We start from the raw sequence: 13,037 nt of genomic DNA on the forward strand, positions 1-13,037 counted from the left end.
CGCTCCCGTCCACTTGACTGTTGCCATGACCACCCTGCCCCGCCAGCCTCAACAGGCCCCGCCGACCGGCCACATGATCGTGTGCGGTGGTGACGCACTCGCCGAGCGGCTCGCCGCCGAACTGCGCGCCGTCTACGGCGAGCGGGTCACGGTCGTCGTGCCCTCCGTGCGTGTCGCCAGACCGGGCGCCGGTCCCGCCGGACGGGCGCGGGCGGCCACCCTGCTCTCGCGGATGCAGGCGGTCGTCAACCGTACGGTGTCCGCCGCGGCCGACGACAGCGTTCCGCCGCCACGTGTCTTGGAGGCACCGGAACTCGATGAGGAGGCGCTGGCCGAGGCGGGCGTGGCCGACGCAGCCGCGCTGGCCCTCGTCCACGGCGACGACGAGACCAACATCCGGGCCGCCCTGGCCGCCCGCCGTCTCAACCCCCAGCTGCGCCTGGTCATCCGGCTCTACAACCGCAAGCTCGGCCAGCACCTGGAACACCTCCTCGATCAGGCAGCCGCGCTCTCCGCCCCCGGCGTCGACCCCGAGGCACTGGACACCACGACGACCGTCCTGTCCGACGCCGACACCGCGGCACCGGCGCTCGCGGCCACCGCCGTCGCCGGTACCAGCAAGGTCGTCCAGGCCGACGGGCTCCTTCTGCGCGCCGTGGAGCGCACCCCGCCGGGCCGGGGCGAGGTGGCCGACCCCGGCCTGTGCACCCTCGCCCTGCTGTCCGCGACCGCCAACGACCCGGCGGGCGCCGAGGGTTCGGACGTGGGCGGCGCTGAGGGTCCTCTGCTGCTGCCCGACGAACGCACGGTCGCCGCGGCCACCGGGCGCGGCACGGTGGTCCTGGAAGCCGTCTCCCCCACGGTCGCCGCACCCAACGGCCGCACGACCAGCCGACGTATGCCCCTCAGCTCGCTGTTCTCGCGCCGGCTCCGCTGGTCCCTCGCCGGACTCGTCACGAGCGTCCTCGGCCTGGCCGTGGCGTCCTGGGCCACCACCGGCGACCACCCGCTGCACGCCGGATACCTCACGCTCCTCGACCTGTTCGCCATCGACGACCCGGCGATCGGGGAGCCGCTCGCCCGCCAGCTCCTCCAACTCCTCACGGGGCTCGCCGGACTGCTCCTCCTGCCCGTACTTCTCGCGGCCGTGCTCGAAGCCCTCGGCACCTTCCGCACGGCGTCGGCCCTGCGCCGCCCGCCGCGCGGTCTGTCCGGCCACGTCGTGCTGCTCGGCCTCGGCAAGATCGGTACCCGCGTCCTTGCCCGCCTGCGTGAACTCGGCATCCCCGTCGTGTGCGTGGAGGAGGATCCCGAGGCACGCGGCGTCGCCCTCGCCCGCCGCCTGCGCGTACCGACCGTCATCGGTGACGTCACGCAGGAAGGCGTCCTGGAAGCCGCCAAGGTGCACCGCGCCCACGCCCTGCTCGCCCTCACCAGCAGCGACATCACCAATCTCGAGGCCGCGCTGCACGCGCGATCGGTCAAGCCCGACCTGCGGGTGGCGCTGCGCCTGTTCGACGACGGTTTCGCGACCGCCGTCTACCGCACGCTCCGTTCCGCGCATCCCCGCGCCCTGACCCGCAGCCGGAGTGTCTCCACCCTGGCCGCGCCCGCGTTCGCCGGCGCCATGATGGGCCGCCAGATCCTCGGCGCCATCCCCGTCGAGCGCAGCGTCCTGCTCTTCGCCGCCCTCGATGTGGCGGGACATCCGCTGCTCGACGGCCGGACCGTCGCCGACTCGTTCCGGGCCGGTTCCCGGCGTGTGATCGCGCTCGACGCCACGGCGCCGAGCGAGCGCCGCCGCGACCTGGCCGCGTCCCCTGCCGACGACGACCCCGACCGCCCGACCGGCCTCGTGTGGGACCTTCACCCCGGGTACGTGCTGCGTCCGGAGGACCGCGTGGTGCTGGCCGCCACGCGCCAGGGCCTGGCGGAGCTCCTGCGGCACGGGCCCCTGGCCCGTACCCGCGCAGGCGACTCCTAGGAGGCCCCGCGAGCGGTGTGATCACCACCTCTTGCCTTCCGTACCAGCCACCCGCCCAAGTGTGATCATCGGCTCTCCGCGCGCCTTATCCTTGATCCCGCCACACCCCTCCCGCTCGTCCTCGCGCTCGCGCGGGGCGAACTTCGTTCCGTGGCAACCAATTTGACGGGGCTGTCTTTCAAGGGTGGTGCGCAGGTTGTTGCTGGCGGATCGGTACCGGTTGCACAAGGCCATAGGCCGCGGCGGTATGGGTGAGGTGTGGCAGGCGACCGACGAGATGCTCGGCCGGCCCGTGGCCGTGAAGCTGCTCATCGCCCAGGACGCGGACCCTTCGGCGGCGGCCAGGTTCCGCATGGAGGCGCAGACTTCGGCGTCGCTCAGCCATCCGCACGTGGTGGGTGTCTACGACTTCGGCTCCTGGGAGCACCGTTTCTACCTCGTCATGGAACTCGTCGAGGGCGGCAGCCTGGCCCACGAGACCGCCGGCGGCGCGCGGCTGACACCGCAACGGGTGGCGGACATCGCGGCCGGCGCGGCCGCCGGGCTCGCTGCCGCCCACCGCCAGGGCGTGGTGCACCGGGACATCAAGCCGGGCAATCTGCTGCTCACCCCCGACGGCACGGTCAAGCTGGGCGACTTCGGCATCGCCCGCTTCCTCGACGATCCCGCCGCCGGGCTCACCACCACCGGGCAGATCGTCGGCACCGGCCTGTACCTGGCGCCCGAGCGCGCGCTCGGCAAGAACGCCGGCCCGGCGTCCGACGTGTACTCGCTGGGCTGCGTGCTGTATCAACTCCTGACCGGAAACCCGCCGTTCCGGGCCGACACCGCGACCGGCCTCCTCTACCAGCACGTGGACGCCGCACCCGTGGCCCCGGGCCGGCTCGGCGTCCAGCTGCCTCCGTCGTTCGAGAACTATCTGCTCGGCCTGCTGGCCAAGCGGCCGGAGGACCGGCCGACGGCCCAGGAGGTCACGGACTGGTTCCGTGCGGGTTCCTGGCAGGGCCGCCCCGAACCCCTCCCTGAGCCTGTGCCGGCGGCCCCTGCGCCGACACCAGCCCCCCACTTCCAGACCTCCCCGGAGATCCGGACCACGTCCACGACCTACCAGCTGCCGTCGTCCGGCCGGGCGGCGCGCCGCGGGGCGGCCCGGCGCGGCGGCGTCCTGGAGGCGGCGAGACGCAGACCGAGAATCATCGGGGCCGTCGCCGCGGCCGCTCTGTTCGTCGCGTCCCTCCTGATCGGCATGGCGTGGTTCGCCCCCGACGACAGTGCCGCGAACGCACCGACAGGCGCACCTTCGCCCTCCGCGTCCGCGCACTGACGGGGCGCCCGTCCCGGCGGAACACGCTGCGGCGATGATGGGTGCTACGCCTTCGACCGACCACCATGGAGCTCACCGTGCACACCCGTTCCTGGGCCGATCTCGCCGTCCACCGCAGCCGCGTACGCGGTTGTCTCCTCGGCGGCGCGATCGGTGACGCGCTCGGGTACCCCGTCGAGTTCCTCTCCCTCGACGCCATCCGCGCCACGCACGGCGCGGCCGGGGTCACCGGCCTGGTGGCCGACGCGGACGGTGTGACGGGCCGGGTCAGCGACGACACCCAGATGACCCTGTTCACCGCCGAGGGGCATCTGCGGGGGTACTGCCGCACCCGGGACCGGGGCATCGGCGGCGCCGAGGCGGCCATCGTGCACGACGCGTACCTGAGGTGGCTGGAGACGCAGAACCACCCCGGGCCGCTGCCCGAGGAGGACCTGCGCCACCGCATCGGGTGGCTGCGGCACGAGCCCTGGCTGTACGCGCGCCGCGCGCCCGGCAACGCCTGCCTGAGCGGCGTCGAAGCGGGAATCACCCCCGACCCGTACGGGAAGCCCACCGGTGAGCCGGGGCCGGTGAACCCGGACTCCAAGGGCTGCGGCGCCGTGATGCGCTCCGCGCCCTTCGGTCTGACGGACCTGGGCGCCCGCCGGTCGTTCGAACTCGCCGCCCAGTGCGCCCAGATCACGCACGGACACCCCACCGGCTATCTCGCCTCCGGTGCGTTCGCCGCCCTCATCAGCCACCTCGTCGACGGCGAGTCCCTGGAGGGCGCGGTGCTGCGGACCTTGCGTCTGCTCTCCGGTTACCGGGGCCACGAGGAGACCACGGCCGCGCTGAGCCGGGCCGTCGCGCTCGCCGAGGAAGAGGGCGAGGCGTCCCCCGAGAAGGTGGAGACGCTCGGCGCCGGCTGGGTCGCGGAGGAGGCCCTCGCCATCGGCGTGTACGCGGCGCTCGCCCGTACCCGGCCGCAGACCTTCTACGTCGGCAAGCAGGGCACGGTGTGCGACCCGAAGCCGCCGCGCACGCCGATCGAGGCCGCGTTCCTGCTCTCGGTCAACCACTCGGGCGACAGCGACTCCACGGGCTCCGTGTGCGGCAACATCCTCGGCGCGCTGCACGGCGACGTACACCTGCCGTACCAGTGGCTGACCGGGATCGAGGGACGGACCGCCGTCGCCCGGCTCGGCGACGACATCGCGGCCGAGATCCGGCCCGGCGAGAAGCGTCCCTGGAACTACTGACGCCGGAGCCCGCGCCTGCCGGCGAGCACGGCCCGCTCCTTGGCCGCCCGCACCGACGCCGACAGCCCTTCGATGTCGTACGCCCCGTGGTGGCGCCGTCCGTTGACGAAGAACGTGGGTGTGCCCGAGACGCTGCTGAGGTCGGCCGACTCGAGGTCCTCCGCGACCCGTCCCCCGCCGCTGTGGGCCCGCAGGTGCTTGTGGAACCGGTCGGTGTCCAGGCCGAGTTCACCCGCGTACCTCAGGAGGTCGGTGGCCCGCAGGGCGTCCTGGTGGGTGAACAGCAGGTCGTGCATCTCCCAGTACGCACCCTGCTCCCCCGCCGCTTCGGCCGCCTCCGCGGCGAGCTGGGCGTGCGGGTGCACGTCGTTCAGGGGCAGATGCCGCCACACGTAGCGGATGTCGCCGAAGCCGGCGAGCAGCTCCCGCACGACGGGTTCGGCCTGTCCGCAGTAGGGGCACTCGAAGTCGCCGTACTCGACGACCGTCACGGGCGCGTGCCGTGGTCCGCGCACGTGGTCGCGGTCCGGGTCGACCGGCACGGCCAGGTCGACGATGCCTTCGGCCGTTCCGAGGAGGGCCCGCATCCGGGTGGGGCGGGGCAGGATTCCGATGACCCAGGAGACCAGCCAGGTCATCAGGAACGCGCCGACGACCGCGCTGAGGATGCCGATCTTCGCCTCGGCCAGTTGGCCGCCGTCGAACGCGAGGGTGGCGATGAGCAGGGCCACCGTGAATCCGACGCCTGCGATGGTTCCCCCGGCCGTAGTGGCGCCCCAGCCGACGGACGGGCGCAGCCGGCCGCGGCTGAGCCGGGTCGTCAGCCAGGCCGCGCCGACGATGCCGAGCGGCTTGCCCAGGACGTAACCGAAGAGGATGCCGAGGGTGATCGGCGAGGCGAACGCGCGGGCCAGTTCGCCGCCGCTGAGCTCGATGCCGGCGTTGGCGAGGGCGAACAGCGGCACAATCACATAGCTGGTCCACGGGTGGTAGAGGCGCTGCAGCCGCTCGTTGGGGGACAGGGCCGACGCGAGGCCCCGGCGGACCGACCGCTCCAGTTCGGGGGTCGGCTGCTCGCGGAAGAGCCGGAACAGGCCGCTCGCCCGCTCCAGCGCGGTACGGCTCGCCGGGTACGCAAAGGTCAGCAGCCCCATGGCCAGGCCGATCACGACGGGGTCGACCCCCGACTCCAGCAGCGCCACCCAGACCGCGCCGGCCAGGAGCACATACACCCAGCCGCGCCGGGTGCCGGTGGCCCGTACCAGCAGGATCAAGCCGAACAGGCCGAGTGCCACCAGCAGGGCGGGAACGTCGATGTCTCCGCTGTAGGCGACAGCGATGATGATCAGCGCCACGAAGTCGTCGACGACGGCCACGGTCAGGATGAAGATGCGCAGCCCGCCGGGCAGCCGGTTGCCGAGCAGCGCCAGCATGCCGAGGGCGAAGGCCGTGTCGGTCGACATCGCGGCGCCCCAGCCATGGGCCGTGCTGTGCCCGGCGTTGATGGCCAGGTAGACGGCGACGGGGACGACCATGCCGCTGAGTCCCGCGACGAGGGGCAGCGTGACGCGCCGGCGTTCGCGGAGCTCCCCCATGTCGAACTCGCGCCGCGCCTCCAGGCCGACGACGAAGAAGAAGAACGCCATCAGGCCGCTGTTGACCCACTCCCGCAGGTCCAGCGACACCCCGGCGGACCCGATACGGACGGAGAAGCGCGTCCCCCAGAATTCCTCGTACGTGCCGGGTCCGATGTTCACCCAGGCCAGTGCCGCGAGAGCGGCGACGAGCAGCACGGAGGCGCTGCCGGTCTCGGTGCGCAGGAAGTCGCGCAGCGGTGTGCGCAGCTCCTCGCCGCTCGTTGTCTGCCCGTCGAACCCCGAGCTCATCGGCGGCATTCCCGTCTCTCGACAGCCCGCGCGGACCAGGCCGGCGGCTGCTCGGGCGAGCGCCCGAGCGCGGTGAGACGGTAGTTGACGCACGGCGGCACGGACGAATCGACACGGCGTCCGCGTTCGAGTGCCCGCCCCGTGAGACGGGCACTCGATCAGACCGGGTGACCTCAGCCGAGGCCGACCGCGAAGACGTGCAGGTTGCCGTTGTCCGGCAGCGTCACGCTCTTGATGTGCTTCCCTTCCGGCACGTCGTAGGGCTTGGTGGCGAAGACGTACGCGGCGGGCCCGGCGCCCCCGGACTGGTTGCGGTGGTCGGTGCGGGCCACGGTGGTGTTGCCGAGGACGGGGTCCGTCCCGCCGCCCGGCAGCGTCCAGTCGCCGAACGACAGATCCGCGGTGGCGGTGGAGCCGTCGGTGAACGTCACGGTGGCGCTGCCGCGCTGGTCGCTGTGCGTCGCCGAGCCCACGAACAGCAGCTTCCCTGCGTCCTTCGCCCGGTCCGCCAGGTCGATGCGCTGACCCGCGGCGGCGACGTTGTCGGGCCGCCCCTGGGGCGCGGCGGGCCACACGAAGGACGTGCCCGCCACCTCGACGCGCGTGCCGCCCTTGAGACCGGCGGCTTCGAGCCCCTGCCGGGAGTAGGTGTTGCCGTCGCCGTCGTAGTCACCCTGGCCGCGGTCGGCGTCGTCGGAGGAACCGGTGTTGCCGTACGCGGCCGCGAGACCGCCTTCAGGGGCGACGAGCACGAACACGGAGAGCTGAACGGGCTTGTCCGCTGCCCCCTTCCCGCGGACGGTCACCGGGATCTCGTAGTAGCCCTCGGACGTGCCGACCGCGGCCTTCACGGACAGGGTGAGTTCGCCCGAGCCGGTCTTCGCGTCGAGGCCGAGCGGCCCGCCCGCAGGCGAGACGGTCAGCCCTTCGGGAGCCTTCGTGGTGACGGTCAGCGTCTTGTCGTGGCCGGCCAGCCGCTGACCGTGGACGGTGACCTTCGCCGCGTCGCCGCCGGGAACGGCCGACGCCGCGTTGGGCGTCGCGCTCGCGAGGAAGGAACGTTCACCCGAGCGGTACGAGGGCGGCGCGGCCTTCGCGGACGTCGCCCAGGTCCTGTCCGGCGTGCCGGACAGCGTGAAGTCGAGGCGCGCCCCGTCCTTCACCGCGGACTGCGGGAGGTAGGTGCGCTCCCAGGTGCGGCCGTCGAGCGCGAGCCCGTGGACGTACGGCGCGTCGGCCGACGCCTGCGGGGCGCGGATGTCCAACTCCCGCCCCTTGCCAGGCAGATCGAGGACCGCGCGCTCGAAGAGCGGGCTGTGCACGGCGAGATCCGGTGTGCCGGGTGTCGACGGGTACAGGCCGAGCGCGGCCCACACGTACCAGGAGGACTGGGCTCCGAGGTCGTCGTTGCCGGGCTCCCCGTCGGGCGTGGGGCTGAACAGGGTGGTGGCCACGTCGCGCACGGCCTTCTGCGTCTTCCACGGCATGCCCAGGTGGTTGTACACCCACGGCACACCGAAGTCGACCTCGTTCCCCGCCCACATGTAGGGCTCGTTCGGACCCGCGTTCAGCTTCGTGAAGAAGGTGTCGAGGCGGTCGGCGGCCGCGTCGCGCCCGCCCATGGCCGCGATCAGACCCTCGGTGTCCTGGGGGACGAGCCAGTTGTACTGCGCCGCGTTGCCCTCGTCGAAGCCGTCCTGGCCGAACTTGCCCGGGGGCGGCGGCTGGTAGGCCGGGCCGTCCGGGAAGCGGCCGTCCTCGCCGCGCGGCTGGAGGTAGCCGGTGGCCGGATTGAGGATGTTCTGCCAGTTCTGGCCCCGGCGGGTGAACGTCGCGGCGGTGTCCTTGTCGCCCGCGGCCTTCGCGAGCTGCGCGATGGCGAAGTCGTCGATCGCCCACTCCAGCGTGACGGATCCGCCCACGCGCTGGTGGTCGCCGCGCGAGGCGTCGTTGTTGGGCATGTAGCCGCGCTCGACATACTCGCCGATCCCTGGGCGCTCCTTGTACGCACCCGGGGTGTCGTCCACCGAGGTGGCGCCCTTGACCAGGTACTTCAGCGCCTTCTTGAGGTCGAAGTCGCGGGCGCCGAAGGCATAGAGGTTCGCGATGAGAGGGACGGAGTTGTCGCCCGTCATCTGCCCGGTGTAGTCGTTGGCCAGGGGCCAGCGCGGCCACCAGCCGCCCTGTTCGGCGTCGTTGACGAGCGACTGCGCCATGTCACTGGCCTGCTTCGGCCACAGCATCGCCTGGAGCGGCGCCAGCGAGCGGTAGGTGTCCCAGTCGGAGAAGTTGGCGTACTGGTTGTGGCCCGAGGGCAGCGTGCGCACCTTGTCGTCGAAGCCGATGTAGCGTCCGTCGGCGTCGTTGAAGGTGTTCGGGTGCATCAGCGAGTGGTACAGCGCGGTGTAGAACGTCTTCAGCTCACCGGTGTCGCGCCCGGCGACGCGGATCCTGCCCAGCGTGGCGGCCCACTGGTCGCGGGTCTGCCGGCGCAGGGCGTCCAGGCTCCAGCCGGGCACCTCGGCCGCCATGTTGGCCTCGGCGCCGTCCACGGAGACGTACGACATGGAGACCTTGGCCCGCACCGTGCGCGAGTCGGCCGTCCCGAAGGTGAGGTAGGCGCCCGCCTTGGGGGCGTCCACGGTGTCGCTGTCCTTGGAGACGGTCTTGCCGTCCCAGGTGCCGTGCGCGGCGAACGGGCGGTCGAAAGTGATCGCGTAGTGGACCGTGTACTCATTGCCCTTGCCGCAGAAGTTGCCGGTCGTCGCGGACCCGGTGACCTGCCGGTCGCCGACGACGCGCAGGTCGGCGCGCTTGTTGCCGGAAAGACTGGCGCCGCCCTTCACCAGCACCTGGGCCGCGTCCGCCCCTTCGGGGAACGTGAACTGCGCCAGCCCCGTACGCGTGGTCGCGGCCAGTTCGGCCCGCACCTTCGAGTCCCCCAGGGTCACCGCGTAGTAACCGGGTTCGGCCTTCTCGTCGTCGTGCGAGAAGGACTCGGTGCGGTCCCACGGTGCCGGGCCGATGTCTCCGGTCACAGGCAGGATCGGCACGTCGCCGAAGGCCGTGCAGCCGACCGAGGCGTGGTCGAGGCTGAAGCCGCGGATCTTGTCGCTGTGGTACTGGTACCCGGCGTACGAGCCTGCCGTGTCCGGCGAGAACTGCATCATGCCGAACGGGGCTGCGGGGCCCGGGAAGTTGTTGATCTCGCCGACGCTCGCGCCGCCCCGGCCCGTGCCGATGAGCGGGTCCACGTAGGCGGCGGGGTCGTCCACCAGTGACGGCTTCGCGGCGGTGGCGGGTGAGTTGGATGAGGTAGACAACGTTGTCCTAGCTTCTGACAACGTTGTCGAATCGGCGGAGGCCACCGCCGACGCCCCCATCAACAACCCGGCAGCCAGTGCGGCAGCCGCCGCACTGCGGGTTCTACGACTTCTCGGACCAGTCACACATGCCTCCGTGGAATATGGGCGGCTCAGCCACCACACACTCCGGGAGCGGGTGCCGTTCGGTCAAGGGGCGTGCGGCGATTGCCACTTGGGCCGCCGCAGCTCCCTCTGCCTGGCGTTCCTGTCGCGCTACCCGGCGTTCCTGTCGAGCTTGAGGGCATTGGCCCAGAGCGCGGTGGACGTCTCGACCAGCTCGTCGAGCGTGTGGTCCTCACCGAGCCCGTACGCGTAGTAGGCCATGCGGCTCACCATGCCCGACAGCGCCCGCGCCGCCATGAGGGGGTCGAGGTCGCGGTCCGCGAGCCCGCGGTCCTGGAGGTCCTTGATGGCGCGGGCGTTGCGGTCGGCGAACGCACGGCTCCGGCGCCGCCGCACCTCCCGGAACCCGGAGTCGCCGGCCGCGACCTGGTCGAGGATCAGCATCAGCTTCGCGTTGCGTCTGTACGCCTCGAAGTAGGCCCGGTTGCTGGCTTCGATCACGCCGACGGGCGAGCTGTCCTCGGGGTCGAGGCGCGGCATGCCGGGGTGCAGCATGTCGTCCTGCGCGACTTCGAGCACGGCCTGGAAGATCTCCTCCTTGCCGGCGAAGTACGTGTAGAAGGTGCCGGTCGAGCAGGCCGCCTCGGCGGTGATGTCGGTGAGGCGCGAGTCCAGATAGCCGTCCCGTTCGAACACGATGCGGGCCGCGGCCACGAGCGCGGCGCGGGTCCGGGCGCCGCGCGCGGTGGCGGGCGGTTCACGCAGGGCGGAGGTGTCCGCGAGCGAGGGGATGCCCTCCCCGTCGGGTGCGTGGCCACGGGTGATCATGTCGTGGGGCCTTCCTCTACTGGCTTCTGCTGCTGCTCGCCGGTTCTGCCCGCCGGGCAGTGCGCACGCCGGTGACCGGCCGTACGGGAGCGAGGCGATCTTCGCACACGCGTGTGCGCCGATCGCCTCCGTCCTCCCTCGGCCCGGCAGGGCCCCGTACCGGGGGCCCGGCGGTCAGCGGGTGCGGCCCCACTGCGGCTCCCGGCGGCGCAGTTCCCGCATGGCGATGGTGCGCTTGTGGACCTCGTCGGGGCCGTCGGCGAGGCGCAGGGTACGCAGATGCGCGTACATGCTGGCGAGCGGGAAGTCGTCGGAGACGCCGCCCCCACCGTGCACCTGGATGGCCCGGTCGACGACCTTGAGCGCGACCTCCGGTGCGGCCACCTTGATCGCGGCGATCTCGGTGCGCGCGTGCCGGTTCCCCACGGTGTCCATCAGGTACGCGGCCTTGAGGGTGAGCAGCCGGACCATGTCGATCTCGATGCGGGCCTCGGCGATCCAGTCCTGCACGTTGGCGCGGTTCGCGACGGGCTCGCCGAAGGTCGTACGCGCCTGGGCGCGGTCGATCATCAGGTCGAGGGCGCGCTCGGCCATGCCGACGGCGCGCATGCAGTGGTGGATGCGGCCGGGGCCGAGCCGGGCCTGGCTGATCATGAAGCCGTCGCCCTCTCCGGCGAGCAGCGCGGTGACCGGGACGCGGACGTTCTCGAAGACGACCTCGGCGTGCCCCTCGCGGTCCTTGTAGCCGAAGACGGGGAGGTTGCGCAGGACGGTGACGCCGGGGGTGTCGATGGGCACGACCATCATGCTCTGCTGACGGTGCGTCGCGGCTTCCGGCTCCGTCTTGCCCATCACGATGAGCACCTTGCAGTTCTTGTGCAGGGCGTTGGAGGTCCACCACTTGCGTCCGTTGAGGACGTAGTCGTCGCCGTCCCGCTCCATCCGGAGCTGGATGTTGGTGGCGTCGGAGCTCGCCACGGCGGGTTCGGTCATCGCGAAGGCGGAGGCTATCTCTCCGTCGAGGAGCGGCTTGAGCCACTTCTCCTTGTGCTCGTCGGTGCCGAAGAGCGTCAGCACTTCCATGTTGCCGGTGTCCGGCGCGTTGCAGTTGGTCGCCTCGGGGGCCAGGTGCGCGCTGCGGCCCATGATTTCGGCGAGCGGGGCGTACTCGAGGTTGGTGAGTCCGGGGCCCCACTCGGGGTGGGGGTGGAAGAGGTTCCACAGTCCGCGCTTCTTCGCGTCCGCCTTGAGGTCTTCGAGGATGGGCGGGTGGAAGTGGGGGTCGCCCGACTCCGCCATCTGCGCCTCGTAGACGGTCTCCGCCGGGTAGATCCGCTCGTCCATGAAGGCGAGCAGTTTCTCCTGGTACTCCTTGGCCCTGTCGGTCAGCTCGAACACGTGGTTCTCCTCACGGGGATGGATTTCAGGGACCGGCGCGGCAGCGCGGCGCGGCCGGCCTTCGGGATCGGGGGCCGTGCTACGCGTCTGTCTGTGCTGCCTGCGCCGGCTGCGTTTCCACTGTCGTCACGTCCTGGTGCAGCAAGGCCCTCAACTCCGCGGCGGTCGTGGCCGCTTCGCGGTGGAGGATGCCTGCGAGGCCGGCGCGTCGTGCCGCGACGATGTTGTGTTCGAGGTCGTCGACCATGACGGTCTCGGCGGGCTCGGTGCCCAGGCGCTCGCATGCGATGGCGTACGCGCGCCGGGACGGTTTGCGTACGCCGATCTCGCCGGAGATGACCACGGCGTCGAACATGGATTCCAGGTCGAAGCCCGCGTAGCAGTCGTCGCCCAGGGAGTTGGAGAGCAGACCGACGCGGTGTCCCGCGTTCCGCACTTCGGCGACGAGGTCAAGCATCGCCCGGTCGGGGCGCAGTCCGGTCTGCATCAGGGACAGGAGGCCGGGCCCCTGGATGTCTGCACCGTGCGCGCGCAGCCGCTCGGCGAAGCCGTCCTCGAACTCACGCTGGCCGAGCCGGCCTTCTTCGTGCTCGACGAGGAGGGCGCTGGAGCGCTCGTCCTTCGCGAGCAGCCGGAGCGGGAGCCGTGGATCCACGCCGAGCGTGGCGCCGAAGTCCTCGAATGCCTCGATCAGGCTGGTGGTCAGCACTCCCCCGAAGTCGAAGAGGACGGCACTGATTCGGGTACTCAAGAGACAGCCTCCTGGTCGCGGATTCGGCAGGCATGCGCAACGTACCTGAACCCGGACTCAACTTCAATGACGCGCACCCCCACCCGGCCATCTCGGAACTCGGGAGAAACCGGCCTATTCCACGCGTGTCGCTCCGGGCCGCCCCCACCGGCCCCGGGCGAGAGTGGCCGGACAGCCGACCACTCACCCCTGGCTGC

At 71.7% G+C, this 13,037-nt stretch carries 8 protein-coding genes; 3 read left to right on the forward strand and 5 right to left on the reverse strand.

Annotated elements, in window-relative coordinates; translation table 11 throughout:
• Positions 1–25: 25 nt before the first annotated feature.
• From OG758_RS05465 to OG758_RS05475, 3 genes are all read left to right on the forward strand, one after another.
• Positions 26–1,984 carry a potassium channel family protein gene (locus tag OG758_RS05465; protein WP_326708886.1) on the forward strand — a complete coding sequence of 653 codons (1,959 nt, stop codon included), beginning with the start codon at positions 26–28 and terminating at the stop codon, positions 1,982–1,984.
• Positions 1,985–2,231: 247 nt separating this feature from the next.
• Positions 2,232–3,308: a serine/threonine-protein kinase gene (locus OG758_RS05470; RefSeq protein ID WP_326708887.1), complete on the forward strand. Its 1,077-nt coding sequence runs from the start codon at positions 2,232–2,234 to the stop codon at positions 3,306–3,308.
• Between the two features lie 77 nt (positions 3,309–3,385).
• The gene (locus tag OG758_RS05475; protein ID WP_326708888.1) at positions 3,386–4,549 is read left to right on the forward strand and encodes an ADP-ribosylglycohydrolase family protein; all 1,164 of its coding nucleotides are present in this window, start codon (positions 3,386–3,388) and stop codon (positions 4,547–4,549) included.
• Here OG758_RS05475 and nhaA read toward each other — a convergent pair.
• The 5 genes from nhaA to OG758_RS05500 form a co-directional block, all read right to left on the reverse strand.
• Positions 4,543–6,444 (reverse strand): Na+/H+ antiporter NhaA, encoded by a 1,902-nt coding sequence (gene nhaA, locus OG758_RS05480; RefSeq protein WP_326708889.1) that lies wholly within the window; start codon positions 6,442–6,444, stop codon positions 4,543–4,545. The two genes, OG758_RS05475 and nhaA, sit on opposite strands and share 7 nt — an antisense overlap.
• Positions 6,445–6,608: 164 nt before the next feature.
• Positions 6,609–9,758 carry a GH92 family glycosyl hydrolase gene (locus OG758_RS05485; protein ID WP_326708890.1) on the reverse strand — a complete coding sequence of 1,050 codons (3,150 nt, stop codon included), beginning with the start codon at positions 9,756–9,758 and terminating at the stop codon, positions 6,609–6,611.
• Positions 9,759–10,013: 255 nt separating this feature from the next.
• Positions 10,014–10,691, reverse strand: coding sequence for a TetR/AcrR family transcriptional regulator (locus OG758_RS05490; protein ID WP_326708891.1), 678 nt, complete (start codon positions 10,689–10,691; stop codon positions 10,014–10,016).
• Positions 10,692–10,865: 174 nt separating this feature from the next.
• Entirely contained in the window at positions 10,866–12,089 is a 1,224-nt protein-coding gene (locus tag OG758_RS05495; RefSeq protein WP_326708892.1) for an acyl-CoA dehydrogenase family protein, read from the reverse strand.
• A 79-nt stretch (positions 12,090–12,168) separates the two neighbouring features.
• Entirely contained in the window at positions 12,169–12,840 is a 672-nt protein-coding gene (locus OG758_RS05500) for an HAD family hydrolase (RefSeq protein WP_326708893.1), read from the reverse strand.
• Positions 12,841–13,037: the final 197 nt, after the last annotated feature.

It is taken from the genome of Streptomyces sp. NBC_01474, assembly GCF_035918215.1.
GTDB classification, from domain to species: domain Bacteria; phylum Actinomycetota; class Actinomycetes; order Streptomycetales; family Streptomycetaceae; genus Streptomyces; species Streptomyces aureus.